This is a genomic window from Phaeacidiphilus oryzae TH49 (assembly GCF_000744815.1).
Lineage (GTDB): Bacteria > Actinomycetota > Actinomycetes > Streptomycetales > Streptomycetaceae > Phaeacidiphilus > Phaeacidiphilus oryzae.
In genome coordinates this window covers 6,628,960-6,654,707 of record NZ_JQMQ01000005.1, presented here as the reverse complement: position 1 = coordinate 6,654,707, position 25,748 = coordinate 6,628,960, and the positions used below count along the sequence as shown (strand labels likewise).

The 25,748-nt window shown below is 69.0% G+C and carries 18 protein-coding genes, 1 tRNA gene and 2 pseudogenes; 11 read left to right on the top strand and 10 right to left on the bottom strand.

Annotated elements, in window-relative coordinates; all coding sequences use genetic code 11:
- Positions 1-47 precede the first annotated feature (47 nt).
- The gene (nhaA, locus tag BS73_RS33275; protein WP_051941644.1) at positions 48-1,943 is read right to left on the bottom strand and encodes a Na+/H+ antiporter NhaA; all 1,896 of its coding nucleotides are present in this window, start codon (positions 1,941-1,943) and stop codon (positions 48-50) included.
- Positions 1,944-2,450: 507 nt separating this feature from the next.
- On the opposite strand from nhaA, the gene BS73_RS33270 reads away from it, so the two are divergent.
- Positions 2,451-2,535 (top strand) — tRNA-Leu (locus BS73_RS33270).
- Positions 2,536-3,037: 502 nt separating this feature from the next.
- On the opposite strand, the gene BS73_RS33265 is transcribed toward BS73_RS33270, so the two are convergent.
- Together BS73_RS33265 and BS73_RS33260 are read right to left on the bottom strand one after the other, a co-directional pair.
- Positions 3,038-3,337 (bottom strand): hypothetical protein, encoded by a 300-nt coding sequence (locus BS73_RS33265; protein WP_407675109.1) that lies wholly within the window; start codon positions 3,335-3,337, stop codon positions 3,038-3,040.
- A gap of 369 nt (positions 3,338-3,706) precedes the next feature.
- Positions 3,707-4,918: an ROK family transcriptional regulator gene (locus tag BS73_RS33260; protein WP_051941284.1), complete on the bottom strand. Its 1,212-nt coding sequence runs from the start codon at positions 4,916-4,918 to the stop codon at positions 3,707-3,709.
- Positions 4,919-5,023: 105 nt separating this feature from the next.
- On the opposite strand from BS73_RS33260, the gene BS73_RS33255 reads away from it, so the two are divergent.
- The 8 genes and pseudogenes from BS73_RS33255 (at position 5,024) to BS73_RS33215 (ending at position 13,700) form a co-directional block, all read left to right on the top strand.
- Positions 5,024-6,055: an ROK family protein gene (locus BS73_RS33255; protein ID WP_063837118.1), complete on the top strand. Its 1,032-nt coding sequence runs from the start codon at positions 5,024-5,026 to the stop codon at positions 6,053-6,055.
- Positions 6,055-7,566, top strand: coding sequence for an APC family permease (locus BS73_RS33250; RefSeq protein ID WP_063837117.1), 1,512 nt, complete (start codon positions 6,055-6,057; stop codon positions 7,564-7,566). The genes BS73_RS33255 and BS73_RS33250 overlap by 1 nt, the downstream gene beginning before the upstream one ends.
- A 23-nt stretch (positions 7,567-7,589) precedes the next feature.
- Entirely contained in the window at positions 7,590-8,603 is a 1,014-nt protein-coding gene (locus BS73_RS33245) for an SIS domain-containing protein (RefSeq protein ID WP_037582361.1), read from the top strand.
- A gap of 56 nt (positions 8,604-8,659) precedes the next feature.
- Positions 8,660-9,847, top strand: a complete 1,188-nt coding sequence (locus BS73_RS33240; protein WP_037578059.1) for an alanine racemase — start codon at positions 8,660-8,662, stop codon at positions 9,845-9,847.
- Between the two features lie 94 nt (positions 9,848-9,941).
- Positions 9,942-11,078 (top strand): annotated as a pseudogene (locus BS73_RS33230) (IS3 family transposase).
- 206 nt (positions 11,079-11,284) lie between these two features.
- Positions 11,285-12,112 carry an IS5 family transposase gene (locus tag BS73_RS33225; RefSeq protein WP_037582360.1) on the top strand — a complete coding sequence of 276 codons (828 nt, stop codon included), beginning with the start codon at positions 11,285-11,287 and terminating at the stop codon, positions 12,110-12,112.
- Between the two features lie 209 nt (positions 12,113-12,321).
- Positions 12,322-13,242, top strand: coding sequence for a hypothetical protein (locus BS73_RS33220; RefSeq protein ID WP_152617813.1), 921 nt, complete (start codon positions 12,322-12,324; stop codon positions 13,240-13,242).
- A gap of 248 nt (positions 13,243-13,490) precedes the next feature.
- Positions 13,491-13,700: a hypothetical protein gene (locus tag BS73_RS33215; protein ID WP_152617812.1), complete on the top strand. Its 210-nt coding sequence runs from the start codon at positions 13,491-13,493 to the stop codon at positions 13,698-13,700.
- A gap of 70 nt (positions 13,701-13,770) precedes the next feature.
- On the opposite strand, the pseudogene BS73_RS41125 reads toward BS73_RS33215, so the two are convergent.
- Positions 13,771-13,902 (bottom strand): annotated as a pseudogene (locus tag BS73_RS41125) (IS630 family transposase); the annotation flags it as partial.
- A gap of 110 nt (positions 13,903-14,012) precedes the next feature.
- Here BS73_RS41125 and BS73_RS33210 point away from each other — a divergent pair.
- On the top strand, positions 14,013-14,513 hold the full coding sequence (locus BS73_RS33210) for a hypothetical protein (protein ID WP_037582358.1): 501 nt from the start codon (positions 14,013-14,015) through the stop codon (positions 14,511-14,513).
- Here BS73_RS33210 and BS73_RS33205 read toward each other — a convergent pair.
- From BS73_RS33205 to BS73_RS41120, 6 genes are all read right to left on the bottom strand, one after another.
- Positions 14,479-14,982: an IS5/IS1182 family transposase gene (locus tag BS73_RS33205; protein ID WP_051941281.1), complete on the bottom strand. Its 504-nt coding sequence runs from the start codon at positions 14,980-14,982 to the stop codon at positions 14,479-14,481. The two genes, BS73_RS33210 and BS73_RS33205, sit on opposite strands and share 35 nt — an antisense overlap.
- Positions 14,983-15,516: 534 nt before the next feature.
- Positions 15,517-17,016 carry an MFS transporter gene (locus BS73_RS33200; protein WP_235215611.1) on the bottom strand — a complete coding sequence of 500 codons (1,500 nt, stop codon included), beginning with the start codon at positions 17,014-17,016 and terminating at the stop codon, positions 15,517-15,519.
- A 351-nt stretch (positions 17,017-17,367) separates the two neighbouring features.
- Entirely contained in the window at positions 17,368-18,246 is an 879-nt protein-coding gene (locus BS73_RS33195) for a hypothetical protein (protein ID WP_051941280.1), read from the bottom strand.
- Complete coding sequence (locus BS73_RS33190) at positions 18,246-18,848, bottom strand: RNA polymerase sigma factor (RefSeq protein WP_235215610.1); 603 nt, start codon at positions 18,846-18,848, stop codon at positions 18,246-18,248. Before BS73_RS33190 ends, BS73_RS33195 begins: the two co-directional genes overlap by 1 nt.
- A complete protein-coding gene (locus BS73_RS39015; protein ID WP_200886756.1) occupies positions 18,845-19,006 on the bottom strand; it encodes a hypothetical protein in 162 nt (53 codons plus the stop codon). Before BS73_RS39015 ends, BS73_RS33190 begins: the two co-directional genes overlap by 4 nt.
- A 1,666-nt stretch (positions 19,007-20,672) precedes the next feature.
- Positions 20,673-21,736, bottom strand: a protein-coding gene (locus BS73_RS41120; RefSeq protein WP_456153930.1) for an IS630 family transposase whose coding sequence is annotated in 2 segments (ribosomal slippage) — positions 20,673-21,290 and positions 21,293-21,736 — 1,062 coding nt in all. Because the reading frame shifts where the segments join, the coding sequence is not laid out codon by codon here.
- 202 nt (positions 21,737-21,938) lie between these two features.
- Here BS73_RS41120 and BS73_RS33175 point away from each other — a divergent pair.
- The gene (locus BS73_RS33175) at positions 21,939-25,436 is read left to right on the top strand and encodes a type ISP restriction/modification enzyme (protein WP_161789730.1); all 3,498 of its coding nucleotides are present in this window, start codon (positions 21,939-21,941) and stop codon (positions 25,434-25,436) included.
- The last annotated feature ends 312 nt before the right edge of the window (positions 25,437-25,748 follow it).

Below are 25,748 nucleotides of genomic sequence, written 5' to 3'. Positions count from 1 at the left end.
TCGCTGAAGGGCCGGCCGGCCGCCTCGACGCGACTGTGACTCAGGATTCACCTCCGACGGGTGACCCCCTTGGCGAAAAGCCGGGCCTCGCCGCCCGCGCGGTTCGCCTTCCGGCGGAGCGCCGCCCGGCTGCGGGCCGCCGCGATCGCCTCGGTGAGGCCGGTGATGTCGTACGCGCCCTCGTGCCGGCGGCCGTTGACGAAGAAGGTGGGGGTGCCGGAGACGCCGCTGAGGTCGGCCGACTCGACGTCCTCGGCGACCCGCTGGGCGTCCGCGTGCTCTATCAGCCGCCGCCGGAAGCGCTCGGTGTCCAGGCCGAGGCGTTCCGCGTAGCCGACCAGGTCGCGGCCGCCCAGCGCGCCCTGGTGGTTGAGGAGGAGGTCATGCATCCGCCAGAACTCGCCCTGGTCGGCCGCGGCCTCGGCGCCCTCCGCGGCGAGCTGGGCGTGCGGGTGGACGTCGGTCAGCGGCAGGTGGCGCCAGACGTAGCGGATGTCGCCGTAGCCGGCCAGGAGCTGGCGGACCACCGGTTCGGCCTGGCCGCAGTAGGTGCACTCGAAGTCGCCGTACTCGACCAGGGTGACCAGCGAGCCGGCCGGGCCGCGGACGTGGTCGTGCGCCGGGTCGACGTCGATCGCGAGGTCCGTGACGCCCTCGTCGGTGCCGAGGAGCGCGTGGGTGCGCAGCCTGCGCGGCAGGGCGCCGATGACGGCGGTGACGGCCCAGGTGAGGAGGAAGGAGCAGAGCACCGCGGTCAGGATGCCGATCTTCGCCTCGTCCAGCAGCCGGCCGTGGAAGGCCAGGGTGGCGATGAGGAGGGAGACGGTGAAGCCGATCCCGGCGATGGTGCCGCCCGCCGTCACCGCTCCCCAGCCGACCGGCGGGCGCAACCGGCCGCGGCTGAGCCAGCCGGTGACGGCGGCCGTGCCGACGATGCCGACCGGCTTGCCCAGGACGTAGCCGGCGATGATGCCGAGGGTGACCGGCGAGCCGAAGGCCGAGGAGAGCTGACTGCCGCTCAGCTGGATCCCGGCGTTGGCCAGGGCGAAGAGCGGGACGATGAGGTAGCTGGTCCAGGGGTGGAAGAGCTGCTGGAGGCGGTCGTTCGGGGAGAGCGCGGAGCGGAGGCCCTGACGGAGGTTCCGCTCGTACTCCGGGGTGGGCTGCTCGCGGAAGTCCCGGAAGAGGTCGGTCGCCCGCTCCAGGTCCTCGCGGGAGGCCGGGGCGGCGTAGCTGATCAGGCCCATCGCGAGGCCGCCGACCACCGGGTCGACACCGGACTCCAGCAGGGCCACCCAGAGCGCCACCCCGATCGCCCCGTACACCGGGCCGCGCCGCACCCGCAGGGCGCGCATCAGCAGCGCGAGGAGGAAGAGCCCGACGGCCGCGCACAGCCCGGCGGTCGAGACCCGGCCACCGTAGGCGACGGCGATCACGATCAGCGCGACCAGGTCGTCGACGACGGCGACGGTGAGGACGTAGGTGCGCAGGGCGGAGGGGAGGCGTCGGCCGAGGAGGGCGAGGAGGCCGAGGGCGAAGGCGGTGTCGGTGGACATAGCGGCGCCCCAGCCGCGGGTGGCGTCGCCGTGCCCGGCCGTGACCGCCAGGTAGAGGACGATCGGGACCACCATGCCGCAGAGCCCGGAGAGGACGGGGAGCGCGACCCGCTTGCGCTCGCGCAGCTCGCCCATGTCGAACTCGCGGCGGGCCTCCAGGCCGACCACGAAGAAGAAGAGGGCCATCAGCCCGCTGTTCACCCACTCCCGCAGCTCCAGGCGGATGCCGTGGGAGCCGAGGGAGAGGGAGAAACGGGTGCTCCAGAACTCCTCGTACCCGCCCGGTCCGAGGTTCGCCCAGAGCAGCGCGACGACGACCCCGGCGAGCAGCACGGCGGCGCTGCCGGTCTCGGTCCGCATGAACTCGCGCAGGGGGGTGCGCCGCATGCTGTCGCCACAGGCGGTCTGGCCGGAGAGGCGGGCGCGGAGGGGGGGTTGGGGCGCGGGGGCGGAGGTGCAGGTCGAGCTGGCGGCGGGGGCGGGGGCAGGCTTGGGCTCGGCCTTGGTCTTGGCCTTGGCGTCAGGGCCGGGCTTGGCCTCGGGCTCGGGCTGCGCCTCGGGCTGGGGCTGCGCCTCGGGTTCGGGCTGGGCCTCGGGCTCCGCGCTTGGGCCGGGGGCGGACGCGGAGCAGACCGGGCCGGTGTCGGCGGGAGACTCCGAACCCGCACCATCAGCCGACGACTTGGAGTCGCCGTCCGGCGCGGGACGCGGGGAAGGATCGGACATCCGTCCATTGTCCCGGGTCCCCCGGCCGGTTCCCGCCGACCCACGCCGATCACGCCCGCAAGACCGGCCCCGACCGCGGTGAGCTGCGACGATCTTGCATGATATGTTTTTCCACGTCAGCGCAACGGCCCCGAGCGAACCCGGTCACCGACAGCGCGAACGACACAGGTCCGGGTGGCGGAATGGCAGACGCGCTAGCTTGAGGTGCTAGTGCCCTTTATCGGGCGTGGGGGTTCAAGTCCCCCCTCGGACACGTTCACTAGGTACACAGGCGGTGCTGGCCGAGTTTCGGCCAGCACCGTTTGCGTTTCATCATCGAAGGTCAGCCGCAGTCCGAGGGCGCGATAGACCTCCAGCTTGGCGTCCGAATCAGCACCACGGACGGTGCGGAGCACATCGTCCATGCTCCCGATCATCTCGCGGATGTCCTCGCGGGTCAGCGTCGGAGAAGAGCCACTCCGCGTATGAGGAAGTTCGCGCGCGTCGAGAGCGATCAACAGGTCAGCGAGGGACTCGTGCGGGACTCCCTCGGTGAAGTAGGCGGTCCACTCCACCAACGCCGAGTCCGCAGGTGCCCCGGGCCGTCGGCCACATGCGCCAGCCCAGGTGGCCCAGCGCCTCTCCGGTACGCTCGGCCAGCGCACCGTCGTCACCTGCGAGGTGACGCGGGGCAACCCAGTAGGGCGGCAGCGGGTGTGAAGTCCCATCAGGATCGGGCGAGTTCAGAGGCTCCTCCTCGGGGTCATACGGAACGGTCAAGGGCCGTCGGGGAGCGCAGCTCGACGCCGCCGAGGCGGAGGGTCGCTCGGCGGCTGCCAGGCCAGCGCGACGGCGACGTCAGGCGGCAGGTACCCGAATTGCTCGGCCGCCTCGGATTCGGCGACATAGACCACCGGGTCGCCGCGCTCGTCCGTCGAACCCAGCACACCACCGAGACGGTGCGCCATGGGGGACAGCGGATTGATCGCCAGACGGACACGAGTGTCGCGGTCGAACGCAGGCAGCTGGTCGATGAGTTCGCCGACCGTGTGCTCAGGGGCCAAGGGCGAGTCCAAATGCAGTCTCCTGGAGGCAGGGCGCGCGACCGAACAACCGGTCGCCCGGCAAGGGATCGAATGAGGTAAACGTGCGCTGCAGGGAGCTATATCGGGTAAGGGGCGGCGAGAGTCCATCGACGGTCGCAGCAACGACCTCGGCCAGCGTCTCAGGATCGAAGGTGTTCCGGCATCCGGGGTCCGTGCGATTCCCGTGACGGCAACGTCCCAGCCTTCGCCCCTCCCAGAGTCCGCGCCCGCCGCAGGCCAGCCGGTCGGGAAGTATTCGGGGCAGACCCGTCCGTCAGTCATCACAGCATCGCTCTGACCTGGGACTTCAGAAGAGAAGACTGGGTTGACATGACCCTGCAATTTCTTCCAGTCCTTTACTCAACTGGACTGTGTGCGAGCGTTGAATACAGCTTCTCGGGCGATGGTGATACCGGTTGCGATGGCACCGCGGACGACAGCTTCGCTTCCGAGAGGGCTGGCAATCATAGTTGGGCGCATGGGTGTGATCGGGACGAGGGCTTCTTTGATGTGGGGTTCCAGGAGGTCAAGGTTTTGCCCTACGCCGCCGCCGACGACGATGAGTTCTGGATCGAGGAAGGCGAGGATGCTGGCGACGAGTTGGGCGAGGTGTTGTGCCACGCGTGCCACGGCTCGCTGCGCACGGAGGTCGCCGTCTCTGGCCGAGACGAATATGGACTCGGCGGTCAGGGGGCCCGTCATGCCCTCGGCGATGGCATGCCGTACGAATGCGTCGGCGGCGATGGCTTCTTCGAGCATGCCGCGTCGCGGACGGCCGGGGTGATCGTCGGGAGTTGCGTCGCCGATGGGGAGGTAGCCGATCTCGCCGGCGGCGCCACTGCGTCCGCGGTAGAGACGGCCGTCGAGGACGAGGCCGACGCCGACTCCGGTGCCGATGGTGAGGTAGGCGACGTGGCTCATGCCGCGTGCGGCGCCGTAGGTGTGCTCGCCCAGGGCGGCGAGGTTGGCGTCGTTGTCGATGGTAAGCGCGGTCCCCAGCCGTTCGGCGAGTGTTTCGGCGAGGCCGGCGCGTTGCCAGCCGGGGAGGTTGGCCGCGTACATGATGCGTCCCCGGCGGGGATCGAACACGCCGGGCGAGCCGATCACGGTATGGGTCACGGTCGAGGCGTCGAGACCGGCTTGCGTGGTTGCGTCGGTGACGGCTTGCTCGACTAGGTCGACAAGGGCCCCTGCGGTGCGGGCCGTATTGCGGACTTCGAGTTGGCTGAGCGGCTGGCCTGCGAGGTCGGTGACGAGCAGGCGCAGCTTCTCACGCCCAATGTCCACGCCGACGACGCTCCCGGCGGTCGGGTCTGCCTCGTAGGCGGCAGCCGGCCGGCCCTGAGCGGCTTCGAGGCGTCCAGCGGCCCGTACCAGGCCGGCTTGCTCTAGACCACGTAGAGCTGCAATCACAGTGGGTAGGGACAAGCCGGTGTCGCGAGCGAGCTGGGGACGGACGGCCGGGCCGTGGATGAAGAGCCGGTCGAGGAGCAGTCGCTGGTTCATCTGACGCAGCAGCGATGGAGCCACCGCGGCGCTCAGGGGGCCGGGGGACTGCTCGGAGTGGACCATCGCTCACCTCGGAGAGTTGTCGATCAAACAGTGTAGAGCCGGGCTGTTGTGCTGATCACGATGAGAGGCTTGACGCTAAAGACTCTTTAATAAAGACTCTTCATCATGTTCCAAGGATACGAGGACCGCCAACGGCGGAGCGGGCCGGCAGCGGTCGGCATCGACTTCGGCGGGACGAACATCGAGATCGCCTTGGCATCCAGCACTGGCACGCTGCTGGAGCGGGTGCGCATGCAAACCCGGGCCGAGCAGGGCCCTGACCAGGCATTGGCGCGGGCCGCTGCGGCCGTTCGGCACCTGGAGCGTCGGGCGATGGATGCCTACGGTGCGCCGGTTCGCGCGTACGCGGCAGTGGCTCCTGGCGTTATCCAGGCTGATCGGATCCTGCTGACGCCGAACCTGCCGGGCTGGGACAGCCTCGCTCTGGCGCGGCGGCTCCAGCAGGAGCTGGAGATTGAGCATGCGCCGGCGGTGTGCAACGACGTACGCGCGGGAGCCTTGGCTGAGGCGCGCTTCGGGGCGTTGCGGGGCGTCGATCCGGGCGTCTACGTCAGTTTGGGAACGGGAATCGCCGCGGCCTTGACGGTCGGCGGCACGGTGCTGGGCGGCGCTCATCAGGCCGCGGGTGAGATCGGATACCTCAATCCTGGTGGCACTTCTGCAGCGAGCTTCGCCGATGGGCGTGCGCCGCTGGAGGAGATCGTTGGCGGTAAGGCGCTCGGCGCTCGGGCGAGTGAGCTGCTCGGCATCGAGCTGACTGCGGCGGAGCTGTTCGAGCGGACCGACCCGCCAGCTCGGAAGATCGTACGCGAGGCCCTCAATGTGCTGGGTGCCGCCATCGCCAACATCGCAGTGTTCGTTGATCCGGAACGGATCGTGGTGGGTGGCGGCATGATGGCCTCCACCGATGTGATCTTGCCAAATCTGGCCGCGCATCTCGCCCGGGCCGTGCCCTTTGCACCGCAGGTGCTTACCGCACACTTCATGCAGGACGCCTCGCTCCACGGTGCGGTCGCGCTCGCCCTGGACCACATGGCAGGCGATCGCCCGGGCCCGGCGGAGGAAAGATCCGCCCCGACGGCCTTCCCTGCGGACATGGTCTTCAATAACCGCTTCGCCTGTAAGGACTCCGGCTGATGAGCGACTCCACCACGCGCCACGCGTTGCGGCGCAACACCTTGTCCATCGCCGGATCCGTGGCGATGTGCATGGCCTTCATGGGCCCGGCCACGAGCGTGGCCTTCAACACCCCGCCAGCCGCCGCAGGCGCGGGGTACGCGCTGCCGCTGGCGATCCTGCTAGCGCTGGTTGCGTGTCTGCTGGTCGCGAATACCATCGCCGCATTCGCCCGCAAGATCCCTGCCGCCGGTTTCGCGTACACCTTCAACACGCACGGCTTCGGGCCCGCGGGTGGCTTCCTGTCCGGCTGGCTGCTGCTGCTCAGCTACGGCATGGTCGCTCCGATGCTGCTGGCCGCGATCGGCACCTACACCTCCCAGTTCCTCGCCACGCAGCTCCACGTGCACATCGCATGGCAGCTGATGACCTTGCTGTTCGGGCTGATCGTGTGGGGCATCAACGCGCTCGGCGTCTCCGACTCGGCCAAGGTCGCGATGGTCTTCCTCGTCCTGGAAGTCGGCATCATGCTCGGGCTGGCTCTGACCGTTCTCGGCAAGGGCGGCGACCACGGCCTGAGCCTTGCCCCGTTCCGCCCCAGCCACTCGCTGGGCGGCACCTCCGGTCTGGGCACCGGGATGCTGTGGGGAGTGTTGATGTTCATCGGGTTCGAGTCGGTGGCCACCTTGGGTGAGGAAGCCAAGACGGCCAAGCGCACCATCCCGATCGCCCTGTTCAGCGCGGTCATCGTGATCGGCGCGTTCTACGTGCTGACCGCCTACAGCGCGGCCATCGGCTACGGCCCGAACCACGCAAAGACATTCGCCGCCGATGCCTCCCCGTGGACGACGCTTGCCCAGCGGTACTGGGGCATCACCTGGGCCCTGATGCTCACGGTGATCGCCAGCCAGTTCGCCAACTTCGTCTCCGGCTCCAACTCCTTCGTACGAGTGCTGTTCGCGATGGGCCGCGAAGGGATCCTGCCCAAGGCGCTCGGACGGACCAGCCGCCGCCACATCCCACACATCGCCCTCGGCGCCTACATGCTGTTCTCCTTCGCCTTCACCTTCCTGATGGGAGCGAAGTTCGGACCGCTGGGCGTGTACAGCTTCGCCGGCACGGTCCTGGGCCTGGGCATGATCATCATCTACATCCTGATCAGCCTCGCGGTCATCCGCTTCTACCGGCGCGAGCACCCCACCGAGTTCCGCTGGATCCGCCTCGGAGTTCTCCCGGCGGCCACCGCCATCTTGATGCTGCTGCCGATTTGGGGCCAGATCCATCCGATGCCCGCGTGGCCGAACAACCTCGTGCCCTACCTCATTGCCGCCTGGATGGTCATCGGCGCCGGCTACCTGCTCTTCCTGAGCGCCAGGCGCCCAGCCCTGGTCTCCGCCATGGGCCACGTCTTCGAATCCGACACAGAAACGGGCACCGAGATAGCCGAGCAGACGGATCGCGGCGTGCGGGACACCGACGACGAGACGCCCACCCCCGACCGATCCGACCTGCAGACCGGAGGCACACAGTGAGCACCGCCCTACTCGGCCAGCACATGCGCGCCGAGATGAGCCAGCAACCCGAGGTCCTCGGCGGCCTTGCTGACCGGTTCGCGATGATCTCTTCGCAGGTCAGTGCCCTCGCCGAGGCCATGGGCCGGGTCGTCGGGGTCGCATTCCTCGCCCGAGGGTCCTCGGACCACGCCGCCCTGCTCGGGCGGTATGCCATCGAGCACCAGAGCGGGCTGCCGACCTGCCTGGTGGCGCCGAGTATCGCCACCGCCTACCGGCGGGCGCCGGAGCAGTTCAAGGGCTGGCTCCTGGTCGCTCTGTCCCAGTCGGGACAGACGCCAGAGATCGTCGACATCGCCGGACGCTACGCAACCTGTGGCGCATCGGTCATCGCGGTCACCAACGCCCCGGCCTCCCCGCTGGCCCGCATCGCACACCGGACCATCGACCTCACGGCGGGACCCGAGCAGGCGGTGCCCGCGACGAAAACCGTGACAAGCCAGATGCTCGCCGTCCTCGCGATCGCCAGCGGCCTGGGACCCGGTGGCCTGACCGCGGCGGACGCCGCGCAACTCCCGGGCCACGTCAGCGGCATCCTCGCCAACAGCGAATCCATCGAACGGACTGCCGAAAGGCTCACCGAACACCACCAGATCGCCGTCGTCGGCCGCGGCCCGTGCTACCCGGCCGCGCTGGAAACAGCCCTGAAGCTGCAGGAGACCACCCGCATCATGGCCCACGGCTTCTCCACGGCCGACTTCCGCCACGGCCCCATCGCCACCTGCGGACCCGGCTCCCGAGCCGTGCTGCTTGCCGGATCCGGCCCCGCCGATGACGACACCCGCGCCCTGCGCAGCGAACTCACCCGCCGCGCAGTACAGGTCAACCTGATCGGCACCCGAACCAGTACCGACGCCGGATGGCCTGTGCTCGGACACATGGGCGAGTGCCTACTGGCCACCGTGCGCGGCCAGCAACTCGCCCTCGCCACCGCCTCCTTGCTCGGCATCAACCCCGACCAGCCCGCCGGACTGAACAAGGTCACCCTCACCCACTGATTCCGCTGTCATCCCGCCACCGCCACGATCTGAATCATCTTGATCGGAGTACCACCGTGTTTCTCGACCTGCTTCGCCGCCGCAACCCCGCACTGATCGACGCCGCCATCACCCTGCACCAGCAGGGCCAACTGCCGGCCAACACCTACGTCCTCGATCTCGATGCGATCACCGCGAATGCCCGATCCCTCTCTACCGAGGCCACCCGGCTCGGCCTGACCCCCTTCGCGATGACCAAGCAGATCGGCCGCAACCCCGACGCCTGCCGCGCGATCACCGCAGGCGGCATCCAGGCCAGCGTTGCGGTCGACATGGAATGCGCCCGCGCCACCACCCGAGCCGGCATGCGCCTGGGCCACCTCGGCCACCTCGTACAGGTACCGCGAGCCGAGGCCGGTGCCGCCGCGGCGATGCACCCGGATTACTGGACCGTCTTCAACCACGACAAGGCGCGTGAGGCGGCCAAGGCGGCTGCTGCCACCGGGCGCGACCAGTCGCTGCTGGCGCGTGTGCACGCGGAGGGCGATGAGTTCTACTCCGGCCACGAAGGCGGCTTCTCCGCCGGCGACGTCCTCGCCGTCGCCGACCAATTCGACGCACTCGGCTCGGCCCATTTCGCCGGAATCACCACCTTCCCCGCCCTTCTCTTCGACCGCGACTCCCGCACCGTGCGCCGCACCCACAACCTCACCACCTTGGAGAAGACCGCAAACCGACTCCGCGACCACGGCCGCACAGACATCCAGATCAACGCACCCGGCACCACCTCCACCGAGACACTCGCCGCCCTCGCCTCCGCCGGTGCCACGCAGGTCGAGCCCGGGCACGCCCTGACCGGCACCACCCCCTGGCATGCTGTGAGCGATCTTCCCGAACTCCCCGCCGTCTGCTACCTCAGCGAAGTCAGCCACCACCACGGCGGACGCGCCTACTGCTTCGGCGGCGGAATGTACGTCGACCCCGTCTTCCCGCCCTACCAGGTCCAGGCCGCCGTCGGCCACGACCCCGACGGGGCCACCCTGCTGGATGCCACCTTGCCCCCGGCGCAGGCCATCGACTACTACGGCCAGCTCCACCCCACCGGCCACGCCCCCGAGATCGGCGCCAGCGTCGTGTTCGGCTTCCGCATCCAAGCGTTCGTCACCCGCGCCTACACCGCAGGCATCACTGGCCTGTCCACTGGCACCCCTCGCGTCGCCGGAATCTGGTCCGCCGACGGCTCCGCCACCTCCTGGCCCGCATAGACACCCCCCGATAGACCGTCACACTGAGCTGTTTCGGTTTCGTAGAGTCCTCGAAGCCAGGTCTATGATCTTGGCGTGAGGAGATCCACGAGCTGTGCCAGCACCACGAAAGTACCCGGACGAGCTGCGGGAGCGCGCGATCCGCGAGGTCCGCTCCACCGGCCGTCCCGTTGCGCACGTCGCCCGCGACCTGGGCATCCACAAGGAGGCCCTGCGCAACTGGGTCCGCCCGGCCGAGGCTGACGCGGGTGGAGAACGCCGAGTTGAGGCGGGCGAACGAGATCCTGAAAGCCGCCTCGGTGTTTTTTGCCCAGGAGATCGACCGTCCCCGGACGAGGCCGAGCAGGTGATCGACCACCTGCGTGAGAAGGGCCTCGGGGTCGATCCCGTCTGCCGGGTGCTGGACCTGTCGCCCTCGACGTATTTCGCCCGCAAGAGCCGGCCGAAGTCGGCCCGCCGACTGCGCGACGAGCAGCTGCTGCCGCTGATCGAGGAGATCCACGCGGAATCCGGCGGCACCTATGGGGCCCGGCGGATCACCCGCGCGCTCGGGCGCCGGGGCGTGGCCGCGGCCCGCTGCACCGTCGAGCGGCTGATGGCCGAGCTGAGCATACAAGGGGTCATCCGCGGGCAGCGGCGACGTACCACGGTGCCGGAGCCGTCGGAGCCGCGTCCGCCGGACCTGGTCGACCGCCACTTCCCCGCGGCCGGCCCGGACCGGCTGTGGGTGGCGGACATGACGTATGTGCGCACTTGGTCCGGGTGGGCGTATGTGGCGTTCGTGCTGGACGTGCATTCCAGGATGATCGTCGGTTGGCAGGTCTCGAACCACATGCGGACCGAACTGCCGCTGGACGCGCTGGAGATGGCGCTGTGGCGGCGGAGGATCAAGAAGGACTCCGGGCTCGTCCACCACAGCGACAGAGGGCCTCAATATGTATCAATTCGGTACACCGACCGGCTTGCCGACATCGGGGCCTCCGCCTCGGTCGGTTCCGTCGCGGACAGCTACGACAACGCGATGGCCGAGGCGCTGAACGGCACGTTCAAGGCCGAACTGATCGAGATGCAGGGCCCATGGAAAGACGTCGCCCAGGTCGAGCGGGCGATCTTCCAGTGGGTCACGTGGTATAACGAAGAACGCCTCCACTCCGCGCTCGACTACGTGCCCCCCGCCGAGTACGAGCAAGCCTTCTGGCAGAGCAAGGAGCAAACCCCGCAGTCCGCCTGAACCACCACCACCGGACTCTACGAAACTCGGGACAGCTCACCGTCAACAACGCTGGTGGGCAATACAGCTAGTACGGTGTTTGTGGCAGCTGGGGCGGGCGTCGGCTTGCGCCTGTCTCATTCCAGGACGCCCGGCTCTGTCCTGTGCTTCGAGAAGGTGCGATGCGCGCCTGGGCGCACGCCCCCGGGCGGCGATATGCCCAGGGCATGACGGAACGACGCGCGTATCCGAGTGATCTGTCCGATGCCCGCAGGGAGTTGATCGAGCCGGTGCTGTCCGCGTGGCGCTTTGAGCGCCGCGGGCGGGCCCTGGACTTCGGCCGGCCGCCGAGGCATGACCTGCGCGAGATCATGAACGCGATCCTGCATGTGGACCGCACCGGCTGCCAGTGGGCCTATCTCCCGCACGACTTCCCGCCGCATCAAAGCGTCTACGGCTACTTCGCTCGGTGGCAGAAGGACGGCGTCTTCGCCCAGTTGGGCGGCCTGCTGCCGGAGCTGGTGCGCCTACGGGAGGGCAGGCACCGCCACCCGTCGGCCTGCGTCATCGACACGCAGAGCGTCAAGACCTCCACTAGCGTCCCCACCGTGAGCCAGGGCAACGACGCGGGCAAGAAAATCGTGGGCCCCAGGCGCAGCATCCTCACCGACACGCTCGGGCTGCTGCTGGCCGTGCTGGTCACCGCGGCCAGCGTGCAGGACTTCACCGCCGGCCGCACCCTGCTCGAGCAGGCCGCCACCGACCATCCCGGTCTGCGCAAGGTCTGGGTCGACGGCGGCTACCGCAAGCACTTCATCGATTACGCCGCCACCCTCGGCATCGACCTCGAAATCGTTCAACGCGTCCCCGAAACAAGAGGATTCACCCCGATCCCGAAACGCTGGACGGTCGAGCGGACCTACGGCTGGCTGATGCTGCACCGCCGCCTGGCCCGCGACTACGAAACCCTCCCCACCCGCTCCGAAGCCATGATCCATCTTGCCATGACCGACCTCATGGCCCGCCGCCTTACCGGCGAGAACACCATCTCCTGACGCGACCCGACACCAGCACATGAAAGCCATATTCAGGGATGAAACAGAAGGATGAAACGACCTCTTACGCAGACCCGAGACGGCCTGGACGGAATCGGCACCTGGCGCGGCTGGAAACCCGGCCCTAATGTCGAAGACAGCTCCAACCTGCGAGGCCCCGTTCTGACGCGGGTTCAGGTCCACTGGAGATCATTGCTCCGATGTCGTCTATGGTGGGTTTCATGGGGCTGGGGTTGCGTATCCTTCAGCGGCGTTTCCGTGCTCATCTGACCGCCGGTGAGAGGCTGTTGGCCAGGGACGTCGGGCGACTGCCGGACGGCGGGACCGCCGGGCTGATGATGGGCGAACGCCGACTGTACGTCGCCACGGGCGCGGCCGAGGTGCGACAGATCGGTCTGACCCGGATCGCTTCTCTGGTGCACGGCGGCGCGCTCGACATCACCTTGAGCGACGGGGAACGGGTGGCGATCGGCGAGAACCGCGGCACCACCGGTGCGGTGCGCGCGGCTCTGCGCAGCAGCTTGCTCGCCATGCCGATGTGCCACCGCCGCGTCGAGGTCGCAGGCGTCCAGGCGGTGGTGAGCTACGTCCCGTGGCGGCCCGGCGCACGGGCCTCCTGGGGCGTGGTGCTCTCCCCGGGCGCCCCGGAAGGGGCCGAAGCGGACTTGGCGGATCTCGTGGAGGCCGTGGCCCTGGACATCGGCGCGCTGGTGACCGCCCCGGACGGCGCGATGCCGGAGGGCGGGCTGGAGGTCACGCCATTGCCCAAGGCCCCGTCCGCGCCGCTCTTCCGGGTGGCCTGGTCGCATGAGTTCGGCGTACTGCCCGAGGACGTGCTCGCCACCCGCCGCTCCGGCCAGGACAATGCCCGGGTGACCTGCCTGGTGCTGGACGGGGACCGGGTATGGGTGGCTGAGTCCGACTCCGCCGAACGCGAACACCCGCGGATCAGCTCCGTCCCCGTGGAGCAGGTGCAGGTAACGCCGGCAGCGAAATCCGCCCCCGAGACCGCAGCCGACCCCGGCGGAGACGCCGTCGTACTCGCTGGGCACGCCGGGGAAGCCCACGTTCCGCTGGACGCGGAAGGCCTGCCCCGCTGGCGCTCACGCCTCCCACCCCCTGGCGCATGAGCGATCCTCGCCCCCGGGGCCACCGGCCGCCTCCACCCTGGGCGCTGCTCCTGGGCGCCCTCGCGCTCACGGGCTGCTCAGCCTCAGCACATTCCACGGCCCCAGTCTCGGTGCCGACGTCGGACACCCCCACTCTCAGCGACGGTCCGCCTGCCGCCGACAGGACGGACTACCGTGCCTGCGCCGACGCGCACTGTGAGGTCGCCGTCGCCGGCCCGGCCCAGATCCCGCTCGGTGGGACCGGGGGCGTGAGCGGCATTCGAATCACCTCGGTGAACCTCACCCCACCAAACCCGTCCCTGATCTACGACGAGTTCGACACCGACGGCAGCATCGCCCACGACGGCTGGCTGATCATGGGCCAGACCTACGGCGACCTCGGCTACGCCCCTGGCGTGCGACTGGAACTCCTGCGCGTCACCGGACATTCCGTCGTACTGCGCATCAGCAGCCCCTGACGACGCACCCCGAACACGCCTGCGACAAAACAGGGTCAGAGCAATGCCCATGACCTGTATCAGCCTCGGGTTACTGACCTTGCGGTCGTGATGTCGTGATGGCGAGTCCTGTTTCGGCGAGGCAGCCGTCGATGAGGTCGCTGCGGTACTGGATCTCGCGGGCGCTGCGTCTCAGGGTCCGGATGAGGTGCACGGGGTCAGAGGCCGTTATCAATTCGGACATGGTCTCTTGATTTCTGCAGGTCAGGCATGGTGCGGGTGGTCGGGTGTCAGAAATGACGGCGTTGTGTCGCCGCGCTGGTGGAGGACCGGATGCCGTCGCCCATGGGACTGCTGGAGGAGCGGGAGCTGGGTGCGCGTCGGCGCCTGGAGGAGTGCCGCGAGGAGGCGGAGCGTGCCGCTGCAGCACTGGCAGAGGCCGAGCGGGCCTGCGAGCGGGCGGTGATCGCCAAGGAGGAGTTCTCGGCGGCGCTGGCCGAGGCCCAGACGAAGGATGCTCCGCCGTCGCAGGGCGCGGGGGCGGTTGCTGCCGCAGCGCCGGGCACGACCGTGCCCCAGCGGCGGCCCGGCGTGGAGCCGGCGGTGCTCGCCCCGGACTACCAGCGGATCATCGGGGCGCTCGAGGCGGTGGCGAGGGAGGGGGTCGGGCCGCCGAACTGCCGTCAGATCGCTGCCCGGCTGGGCTGGGAGACCACCGCGGCCCGGGTGGAGCGGGTGCGCGCCAAGTCGCGGCGGATGACCGAGCGGGACTGGCTGGTCAAGGAGCCGGACGGCCGCTTCAGCGCGCGCGTCGGGCCAGGCGGCGGATCATGAGCGCGGTCATCGACCAGTAGATCATCGCCTCGGCTGTCGCGGTGGTGCGCTCGTAGTCGCGGGCCAGCCGGCGGGTGCGCATCAGCCACCCGTTGGTGCGTTCGATCACCCAACGACGCGGCAGCACCTGGAAACCCGCCGTGGCCTCCGTGCGCTTGACGACCCGAAGCGCCAGCCGCAGTGCGGTGGCGGCCCAGTCCACCAGAGCCCCGCTGTAGCTGCCGTCCGCCCAGATGAGCTTCAAGCGGAAGAACCGGGCGCGCAGGGGTGGCAGCATGGCGTGCGCGGCGTCGCGGTCGGTGGTCGAGGCGGGGGTGACCAGCACGGCGAGCAGCAGGCCGAGGCAGTCGACGACCAGGTGGCGCTTGCGGCCATTGATCTCCTTGCCGCCGTCGAAGCCGCGCGAGTCGGCGCCCACGACGGCGTGGATCGCCGCGGTCCAGAGAGACCAGGTCCCGGCATTGCACACGTTCGCCGCCGGCCTCCTCCATCCGCATACTCCACGCGGGGTGATGGTGCGGAGTGCGACGTCGTCGGTGTGGTGGAACCAGAGGTCGCGGAGGAGAGCGTGAGCCACGACCGTTCATGATCTCGGTTGCAGTGACGCTCCGTGGCCCTGGCACCAAAAGTGATCCAGAACCAGTCTTGAGGAACCTGCGACACATGCCCGTCTCTGGACACCACCCTCCCCTGACACGGTGCCGACGACGACAAGTTCACCGATCAGGCCCCGACCCGCAGCGTCGTCTGCCGCGCCAGCAGGTGGGCTTACTGGTCGACTCCCACCTCGGACACTTTCCTTTGCTCCACGGTTGGCTCCCGTGGCGTGCGGGCCTCGGCGACGCGTCGAATGGCTTGGGTCTCGGTCCGGTCCTCCTGCCGGCCACCACCACCGGGGCCGCGCCCATTTCCAACGCGAAGTGCTGTGCGGCGGAGCGCCGGTGCACCGCGCCCACGTCGGCTTCACCGAGCCGCGGCTCACCGGCAGGCCACCCTGAACCCACTACCTTCTGACCGGGCGCCCGGTCGGCTGAACCGTGGGGGTGGCCTGCCCCGCGGGCAGCGGGGCCGGGCCGGTCAACGGCCCCCGGCGAAGGAGGGCGCCGCAGAGGATCGCGCCCGCCGCGAAGATCGCGGCGCACCACCAGAAGACCGTGGTGTAGCTGTGCACGGCCGCGGCCTGCAGGAGCTGCGGGGTCGGACGGCCGTGCACGTGGGCGACCAGATAGCCGCCCGCGGCGCCTGCGGCGATGGTGTTGAGCAGGGCGGTACCGATCGAACCGCCCAGCTGCTGCCCGGTGTTGATGCTCGCCGAGGCGACTCCGGCGTCCCGCGGCTCCACGCCGTAGGTGCCGGTGGCAGCGATCACGCCGAAGACCAGGCCCATTCCGGCGCCGGTCACCAGGATCGGGCCGAGCAGCGCCCCGGCATAGCCGGAGTGCACGCCGATCCGGGTCAGCCAGACCATCCCGGCCGAATCCAGCAGCAGACCTGCGATCACCATCGGCTTGGGGCCGAACCTGGGCAGCAGCCTGGTGTTGCCCAGGGTGGCGATGATGCCGCTGACTACCACCATCGGCAGCAGCGCGATGCCCGAGCGGATCGGCGAGTAGCCCAGCGTCGACTGCATGAAGTAGACCAGGAAGAGGAAGACACCGAAGGTTCCGGCGCCCAGGACCAGCACGGTGAGATACGCGCCGGCGCGGTTGCGGTCCAGCACCAACCGGGGTGGCAGGAGTGGTTGCGCCGCCCGGAATTGCCACAGCGCGAAGGCCAGCAGCAGTACGGCACCGGCCGCGAGGAAGCCCACCGTCGATGGGGTGCTCCAGCCGTGTGAGGCGGCGTTGGCGAAGCCGTAGACCAAGGCGAACATCCCACTGGAGACCAGACACACCCCGGGGAGGTCCAGGCGTCCGCCGGACACCCGCTGCTGACGGTCGACCAGTAGTGCGCCACCCACAACCGCGACGGCTGCTACAGCGACATTGATGTACATGCACCAACGCCAGGAGAGGTAGGAGGTCAGCGCCCCACCAACCAGCAGCCCGAGACCCCCGCCCGCTGCCGCGACCGCACCGTACACCCCGAAGGCCCTGGCCCGTTCCTTCGGTTCGCGGAAGGTGGTGGCCAGCAGTGACAGCGCGGACGGTGCCAGCAGTGCCCCGAAGACCCCCTGGCAGGCGCGGGCCGAGACCAGCATCGGGAAGTCGACCGCGGCTCCGCCGACGGCTGAGGCGGCGGCGAAGCCGATCAGTCCGGTCAGGAAGGTCGTCTTGCGGCCGATCAGATCGGCAAGCCGGCCGAAGAAGAGCAGCAGCCCGCCGAAGGAGAGGGCGTAGGCGGTGACCACCCACTGCCGGTCGGTACTGCTGAACCCCAGCGCGGTCTGCGCCGAGGGCAGGGCGAGGTTCATCACGGTCAGATCGAGCACGACCATCAGCTGCGCGAGCGCGATCACGGCGAGGACCAGCCACCGCCTGCGCGTACTGTCTGCTGCCTGCACTGGGTCAACTCCTTGTTGCGCCACCAAGCTCGAGGCGCCGGTCGATGCAACGCCCGCTCGGTCAGAAGACGTCCGACACCCTCGGAATGTGACAGCGGCCGCCGACGGGCGGCGAACCGTCCACGCCGGCGGCTCGGGCCGTTCGGGTTCAACTCGCCTGAGTGCTCGAGCGTTCGGGGCTGATTCGGTCGCCTGCGAGATGCGGTCGGGACGCAGTGGAAGGTGCCGGCGGCGGACGCCGTTGGCGTGCCAGGCGGCGCTGGCGACGGCAGCGGCAGCGGCAGCGCCGACGATGCCGATCTCGCCGATGCCCTTGATGCCGAGGCCGGCGCTTGCGGGGCCGACCACATCTCATCGTCCGCAGACCGCCGGGCGGCGCTGGACGGGACGCTCAGGCAGCGGCTCGGGGGTGTCGCCCTCTGGGGGTGCGGGGACCTCCTCGGCCTCGTCGATGAGCAGGAGCTGCTCGACGCGTTCGAGGAAGTCCGGGTCGGGGAGCGGCAGTTCGACGTCCTCGTCCCGGTAGCCCACCGCAGCGGGAACGTAGGCGACCAGCGCCGCCACGGCGCCCCGTGCGGGCAGTTGCCCTGGCTCGCGCAGCCGACGCAGGACGCGTAGCAGCGAGCCGGTCGTCGGCGGCTTCTGCACGTTCTGTATGCCGAGTTCGAGCAGCGCCCGCCGGAGCTGTTGCCGGGCGTCGGCGCGCGCCTGCTCCAGATCGCCGCCGGTGGACTCGGCCGGGGCCGGGTACTGCCTGTTCCATGTGTTCCACCAGTCCGCCTCGCGCTCCTCCCCGTGCGCGCGGTGGTAGAGGGCAAGGCAGTAGGCGGCCGGCCGGTCGCCCGCGCCGGCGGCGTACTGCCACCAGAAGCGGGCGCCGTCCAGTCCACCGGTGAGCGCGAGGACGCAGCCGAGCATGCGGGCGCCACCCGAGTCGGGCAGGGCGTCGTCGATGAACACCCGAAGCTCTCTGCGACTGCCCGGGCTGGTGAGGAAGGTATGGCAGAGCTCCGCGAGATCCAGCTCCGCGTCCTCGCGGCGGCCCCCCGGCCGGCCGGTCTCCGAGCGGACGGGGGCCGCCGGCTCGGGCTCCGCCTTGGACTCGGGAGCAGCTACCCACCGCGCCAGGCGGGCGTTTATCCGAGCCTCCGCGGCTGCGATGTCCTCGTTGGTGTAGGGGGCGGTGGGAATCAGGCGGAGGTCTGCCAGCAGGCTCTCCAGGGATGCCATCAGGGGGTCTCTCCTTCGTGTTCCGGGTCCAGGAGCCGGCGGAGGTGGCGGAGGGCATAGCGCTCTATGGAACGAACGCCGGCAGGGCTGATGCCCAGGAGGGAGGCGGTCTCGGCGGTGCTGTACCCCTCGAAGTAGCGGAGGTGGGCGACGTCCCGCTGGCGTTCGGACAGGGCCCTGAGGGCCTGCCGGACGGCGAGGGCGTTCTCCACAGCCGCGATCGGGTCCTCTGCGGCGACCACGCCCACCGTGTCGAAGACCTGGGCCTCGCAGAGCCGCGGGCGCCGGTTGCGCGCCCGGGCGAGGTCGATCACGCGGTGCTTGAGGGCCTGCCAGACGTAGGCGGCGACGTTCTCCTTGCGCAGCACCTCGGCCCAGGTGCGGGCCAGCTGCTCGAAGAGCTGGTCGACCGCCTCCTCAGCGTCACTGCGGCAGCCCAGCTGTCGCTCGGCGTACTGGACGTACTCGGTGCGGTGGTACTGGTGGAAGGCCGAAAGGTCGAGCGGCATCGACGTCACCGGGTCGGCGCCGATCTCTGCGGACGCGACGACCTCCGAGGGCGAGTCGGAGGGGGATGACGGGGCCAGGGACTCCTCACTCACCGGCGCTCTCCCAGCTCCACGTCCGCGGTACTGCGGAGTTCGCGCAGGCCCGTCCGGACTCCCGCAGCGGCGAACCGGCGAAGCAGCGCGACCAGGTCGCGCACCAGTACTCGTACTGCCAGGGCGGTTACCGCCAGGGCATCGAGGTGATGACTCACGGGGTGGTTGATCCTTCGTTCGGCGGCCGGGGTCCTCGGGTCCCCGCCAGGACGCTGGTGCATCCTGTGCCTCTACGGCGTCCGCCGAGGGCGTTCCGTGCATTCTCAGGACCGAACAAAAGGTCACTCGGGCCCCGGCTGCCCCAGCCCCCAACTTGATCCCAACCACCGCTGGCCGCCCGCTTGGTGACGCTGCGTCGGCTTTGACCAGCGGGTTCACTGTCGGCCGCGGCTCTCGCTCGCGTCAGTACCCAAAAGCGGACTCCCCCTTTCAGGTGATACAACTCACAGCCCCTGGAGCAGCGCATTCCTCTTCTCACCGGGGTTCGCCGGATGACGACGCGGGCACCGTTGGGCCGGACGACGCGGTTCGGCCGACGGCTGCCGGTTGGCCGCCCGGGAGCCACCGCCAGACGCCGCCCAGGTTCACGGCGTCCGCCCGGGGGAAGGAATCGGCCGTCTTGTCGACGGTCCCGGTCAACGTACCTGGATCCCGGCGTGGTTGGACGCCTGGCGGCAATGCGGTGGCCGATCCATCAGGCCGCCGCGGCGCGGCTGGGGCCGCGAAGCGCGGCCCGGACCCGGGTCAAGCCGCGGGCGGTGGCATCGGCGGAAGCCGCCGACCCGGGAGCCGGGCTGGGGTGGAGTCCGGCGCAGGAGCGGCAAGGCCCCTGAAGGGCGACCGGGTCTCCGCAGGTGGGACATTCCGTCCAACGCGGAGGCGGGGGTTCGGCCGGCGTAACGGGGCGCTTTCGGACGAGGCGATTGCTGAGGAACGCCATCGGAGAGTGGACCCGGGCGGGCAGGCCGCAGAGAAGGGCGGATGCCAACTGCCCTTCGGATCGGGCGCCCTGGAGCCATTCATCCACCAGCGGCGCGAGGGCCAAGGACTCGCTGGCACCAAGTGGGAGGCGGGGCTCCGGGCCGACGATGCGGGCGAGGACGCGTGCGGCGTGGCTGAGCTCAGGGGAGGCGGCCGGGAGGGTGGTTCCTTTCTTCCGGTTCTGTTCTGGTTGGCCGACCGGACGACCGGTAGGCGACTCGCCGGGTCCCGGGATGGCGGGAGCCGGTGGGCGTGGTGTGTTCGGCGGCTCGCCCGTTGCGGCTGCCGTGGGGGTGTCGTACACGTGGGTCTCGGTTCGGAAGGTCCCGTCCGGGCGGCGGATCTTCACGACGTGGTAGTACCCGGCCCTGGCCAGCTCGCGCAGCGCCTTGGCGACGGCGCAGCGGCCCTGCGGACTGGTGTCCGCCATGCGGCGGCCGTCCTCACGCCAGCCGTCTGGGCGGGACAGGAGGTTGGCCAGCAGGCCGCGCGCGGTGTAGGACAGCCGTCGGTCCTGGAGGGCTTGGTTGGGCAACACCGTGAAGGCGCGCTTGGGCGCGCTACGATGAATGTGCATGAGGAGGTCCTGCTCCTTGTGCCGGACCCCGGGGTGTTGGTAGCACCGCCGGGGTCACTCTTTTCAGTTCTGGGAACGGCACGGAACGTACCACACGTTTCGTGGCCAAACCGACCGGCTCTTCAATGTTCAGATGATCTGTAAAACTACCGGTCATTGCACTCAACTCGGGCCGCTGCTCAGAGTGACCGACGCATCGACGAGACGACGGCGACTGCGGCCCGTTCCAGGACACGAGCACTACTGACGTTGAAAGCGTGATGTCGTCATGGTGGGGTCGGGACGAGGCCGGTCCCGGTAAGGCAACCGTCGAGCACATCGTGGCGGTATTGGAGTTGGCGCAGGCCCCGCCGGACGGCGGTGATCAGGTCCTGGGGGTCGGCGAAGGCCCGGTTGGCCAGCGTCGTGCGGCGCAGTACCGACCAGATTCCCTCCACCGGGTTCAGGTCCGGTGCGTAGGCGGGGAGTTGGTAGATCGTCAGCCAGTCCTGTCCGGCACTCCACCGGCGCATCCCCGCGGTCAGGTGCGTGTTGAGGTTGTCCCAGACCAGCACGATCGGTCCGCCGAGTTGGGTGTGGGCAGCCCGGATCAGGTCCCGGTAGTCGGTCCAGGCGAAGCTCTTGCGCCCGTCGGGGCGGGCGTCGGCGCTCGGCCGGAACAGCAACCGGGAAGCTCGGCCGGGCCGGTAGCAGGCCAGCGCGGCGATCGACAGCCGGCGGCGGGAACGGCCCCTGACCCGCACCACGGGGGTGCGCCCGCGGCGGGCCCAGGTGCGGCAGGTGGGCGGCGTCATCGAGAAGCCGGCCTCGTCCTCGAAGACGAGCCAGGCCCCGAGCGCCGCCGCCGTCCTTCCACGCGCGGCCAGGTCTCCCTCACCCAGCCGGCCACCGCCGCCTCGTCCCGCTCGATGGCCCGGCCCGCCGGCATCTGGCAGGACCAGCCGTGCCGCTTGAGCAGGGCGGCCACCCCCTGGACGGTGTAGCTCTTGTGGAACCGGCGGCCGATCACGGTCTTGATCCGCGACAGCGTCCAGGTCGGGTCCGGCCAGCCATGGGCGAGCGGACCCTTGTCCAACTCCCGCTCCAAGACCGCGAACAGCTCCTCGCTCAACAGCGGCAGCGATGCCGGCCCCTTGGAGGCCAGCGCGGATGCGCCGCCCTCGGCCCAGGCCCGGTGCCACCGCTGCACCGAGCGCACGCTCACCCGCAGGTCATGCGCGATGACCGCGTTCTCCTCGCCCCGGGCGAACCGCTCGGCCGCCTCCCTTCGCACCCGCTCGCGAAAGGCCCGCCGCTCAGCGGTCAGCCCGCCACCTTGCGCATACCTCACACAGACGGCATACCGCAGCGATCACCAACCGTCAGCCTCACGACACCACGCTTTGAAAGTCAGTAGTCAAGTACTCCGGGGCCGCTCCAGCCTCCCTCGGCAACGTTTGCGTCAGCCAGTGATCGAAAACCTGTCCAGCTCCCGTCAGCGCAACTTGGCGCCAACCGCCCTCTCGACGGCCCACGCGCGATCATCTAACGTGATGACTCTGGCATATCTAGGGCCAGTCATCAGCCCCGGGGGCGCCATGACGGGTACAGGCTGGATCGCACGGATAGTCAGTCAATTCGGAGTCGCCTGCAAGGATGCCCTGGCACACGGTCAAGACGAAGCCGGAATCCGCAGGGCAGTGGAGGACCTACTCCTCGCCGCCGCCGACGAGATCGGCTTAGAGGTGTACCTTCACGCCGAGACTCCCGTGCGGGAGTACCGAATCCGCCCCGACCTAGCGGCGCGAGTCGGCAGCCTACGTCGCAACATCGTGGGCTATGTCGAGCTCAAGGGCCCGCGCAAGGCGGATATCACACCTGGCGGCCTGTCGGGGCGCGACCGCAAGCAGTGGGAGGGCATGTCCAAACTGCCCAACCTCATCTACACCAACGGCCGAACGTGGATCCTATACCGCTTCGGCCAGCAAAAGGGCAAAACAATATATTTCGAGGGCGATCTCTACCGGTCCGGAAGCCGACTACGCGTGCTCGCTGGGCTGGAGGACGCATTTGAAGCCCTGCTTCGCGCCTTCTTCATCTGGCAGCCCCAGCCGCTCACCACAATGCGGGAGGTCGTCGCATCCATCGCTCCGCTGTGCCGATTCCTGCGCGAGCAAGTCGAAGATCGTCTCGCCGCGGAGGCGATGGCTTCCCGAGGTCGGCGTCCTTTCACGCGCCTCGCGCGTGCCTTGGAGCGTAGCGTTTTCCCCTCGACCGACGAACGCGAGGAGAACTCAGCGTTCGCAGATCGGTACGCCCAGACTGTCACCTTCGCCCTGCTGCTGGCCGGCTCCGAGGACATCCCGCTCAGTGGCCAGAGTCTGCACGAGGTCGGCCGAAAACTGAGCATTGAGCACTCGGTGATGGGACGCACGCTCCAACTCCTCACCGATCACGTCGAAGAGCCATTCCGGGACAGCCTCGACATGATCGTGCGGGTCGCGGACGCAGTCGACTGGGTGTCTGTGCGGACGCGAGAGCCCGGCGTCCACGTCTACTTGTATGAGCATTTTCTGCAGGAGTACGACCCAGACCTCCGTCGGGCTTCGGGAACCTACTACACCCCAGCCAGCCTCGTCCAGGAGATGATCCGCCTCGTCGACGAGGTACTAATCGACAAATTGCATTGCCCCGATGGTTTCGCAGACCCCGCAGTGGCGATCATCGACCCGGCCATGGGCACTGGCACTTTCTTGTCCGCCATCGTGGAACTGGTGGCTGAGCGGCGCAGCTCCGACGGCAACCTCGGTTTTCGTGCCGAAGCGGTCGAGGAGCTCGCTCGCCGGCTCATGGGATTCGAGCGCCAGATGGGCGCATTCGCTGTTGCGCAGATGCGCATCGCGCAAACTTTGCGTGGACTGAATGCCCGGCTTCGCCTCCCTGACATGCGCTTGCACGTGACGGACACACTGGCGGATCCGTGGCAGCCGAGCACGTTGTTCGACGATCCCGGATCGTCTTTCGATCCCCTACGTGAGGACGCGGAGGCCGCCAGCCTCATCAAACGTGAAGAACGGATCACCGTGGTGATCGGCAACCCCCCGACGCGCGAGCGCGCCCGAGGCGAGGGCGGTTGGATCGAGGAGAGGGGCGAAGGCCAAGGTCCCTCGCCCCTGGACGACTTCCGCCTCGGTGGCGAGTTCGCACGATTCGAGAACAAGCTGAAGAATCTATATGTCTACTTCTGGCGCTGGGCCACACACAAGGTCTTCGAGCTTCACGACGATCACCAACACGGCGTGGTGTGTTTCCTCAGCGCAGCGGGCTTCATTCGAGGGCCGGGTTTCAGTGGGATGCGCGCCTATCTGCGACGCACCTGCAGCGAAGGCTGGATCGTCGATCTGACCCCAGAACGGAAACGGCCACCCCAGAACAGCCGCTTCTTCCCGGGCGTTCAGCAGGAGATGGCTGTGGCCCTATTCGTCCGCCGAGAAGATGCCGATCCCCACGCGTCCGCGCCCGTCCATTACGCCGCAGTCACCGGCACGCGCGAGGAGAAGCAGCTCCAACTCTCGCGGCTGAAGATCGGCGGACCGGAATGGCGTATCACACACGCAGACCCCCTCGCGCCCTTCACGCCGGCCACCACCAGTGACTGGGAGGGCTTCCCCGCCCTGGATGCCCTCCTGCCCTGGTACAGCCCCGGGGTCACCCCCAACCGAACCTGGGTGGTGCACCCGGATCCCAAGGTCTTGAACACGCGTTGGGACCGTCTGGTCCGTGAGCCCGACCCGCAAGCGAAAGCGTCGCTTCTCAAGACGACAAGGGATCGAACACTGACCAGCGATCCGGCTCCATTCCCAGGAATGGATCGTTCTTCCGCCCTCCTCGACGCGGAACACGGACCGTGTCCGGTTCCGATCCAGATCGCTCGCCGGGCCTTCGACCGGCAGTGGCTCATTCCTGACAGCCGGGTCGTCGACTTCCCACGGCGTCCCCTTTGGCGCGCAGCCCAGCAGGAAGGGCAAGTCTTCCTGGTCGAACAGCACCGCCAACCCATCACTTCCGGGCCGGCGCTCCTCTTCTCCTCGGCAGTACCCGACGTTCACTACTTCAATGGCAACGGCGGCCGAGTGCTGCCCATGAAGCATTCCGACGGTACAGCGAACACTGCGCCGGGCCTGCTTGAACATCTCGCCAACTCATACGGTCTTCAAAGGATCTCCGTCGAGGATCTGATTGCCTACATCGCTGGAATCACCGGCCATCCCAGCTTCACCGATCACTTCTCGGATGAGCTGAACACGCCCGGAGTGCACATTCCACTCACCGCCGATCGGGAGATATGGGAGGAAGCGGCCCGGCTGGGAAGGCATGTCATCTGGGCCTCCACCTTCGGCCGCCGCTGTGCGGACGCCACCGACGGAAGACCGCCGGGCAGACGAGGCCTGTGGCAACAGGCGCATCCAGAGATCCGTTACACCAGCGAGGTCGATCCACGCTCCCTGCCCGCAGATCACAGCCACGATCCGCAATCCGGGCTCCTTCGCGTCGGCGCCGGTGTTTTCACCGGTGTCACCGAGCGGATGCGGTCTTACGAGGTCGGCGGCCGCAACGTCCTGGACAGCTGGCTCACCGCCCGGAGTGCCCACCCCCGAGGCCGGATCGGCAGCCCGCTGGACCGCGTGCACAGCGAACACTGGCTTCCGGAGTGGAGTAACGAGCTGGTAGAGATCCTCAGCGCCCTCGCCCACCTCACCGCCATCGAGTCGGAGCAGGGCATTCTGCTCGAACGAGCACTGTCGCGGCCGCTGATCGACGTCGCAGAACTGACGCGCCGCCACATTCTCGCGCCACCACTCCGAGCGCGAGCCCCCCGGCCCACCACTGACGACGCCGTGCTGCCCACGCTCGAGAACCTCGACAGCCAGGAACGCCCGCCCGTACAACCCCTCCTGCCTTCGCCCCCGCCTCTTCCGGACAGTGCTGCGTCCCGCCAGCGACAGCGTTCCCCAAGGCGCCGCACCCCGCGACACGATCCCGAACGCTGAGCAACTGCCGGTGCGGAACTGCCCTCCTATAGGACGCGCCGCCCGGCTGGGCCGGACCAGCGTCGAGTGCAGCCCCGGTCCCGGCGGTCACTGGCTTCCAGCCTGCCGGGAGGCGATCAGCCGGGTGTCGTCCGTGGCGGCGCCGGGCTCGGTTACAGGTTACTGGCGGCGTGCGCGCCCGTTGCGGGGTCGTCACGCGGGATCGTCGGAGTACCAGGTGCGCAGGCACGGTTCGAGGAAGGCGCCCTCGCCCTCGTCGGTGGTGTGCCGATATCCCCCGCTGCCAGAGCCTGGGGGTCCTGCTCCAGTTCC

Coding starts and splice junctions, on each gene's coding strand:
- nhaA (WP_051941644.1), bottom strand. CDS start 1,943: ATGCGGCGCACCCCCCTGCGCGAGTTCATGCGGACCGAGACCGGCAGC.
- BS73_RS33260 (WP_051941284.1), bottom strand. CDS start 4,918: ATGGTCCACTCCGAGCAGTCCCCCGGCCCCCTGAGCGCCGCGGTGGCT.
- BS73_RS33255 (WP_063837118.1), top strand. CDS start 5,024: ATGTTCCAAGGATACGAGGACCGCCAACGGCGGAGCGGGCCGGCAGCG.
- BS73_RS33250 (WP_063837117.1), top strand. CDS start 6,055: ATGAGCGACTCCACCACGCGCCACGCGTTGCGGCGCAACACCTTGTCC.
- BS73_RS33245 (WP_037582361.1), top strand. CDS start 7,590: ATGCGCGCCGAGATGAGCCAGCAACCCGAGGTCCTCGGCGGCCTTGCT.
- BS73_RS33225 (WP_037582360.1), top strand. CDS start 11,285: ATGACGGAACGACGCGCGTATCCGAGTGATCTGTCCGATGCCCGCAGG.
- BS73_RS33220 (WP_152617813.1), top strand. CDS start 12,322: ATGGTGGGTTTCATGGGGCTGGGGTTGCGTATCCTTCAGCGGCGTTTC.
- BS73_RS33210 (WP_037582358.1), top strand. CDS start 14,013: ATGCCGTCGCCCATGGGACTGCTGGAGGAGCGGGAGCTGGGTGCGCGT.
- BS73_RS33195 (WP_051941280.1), bottom strand. CDS start 18,246: ATGGCATCCCTGGAGAGCCTGCTGGCAGACCTCCGCCTGATTCCCACC.
- BS73_RS33175 (WP_161789730.1), top strand. CDS start 21,939: ATGACTCTGGCATATCTAGGGCCAGTCATCAGCCCCGGGGGCGCCATG.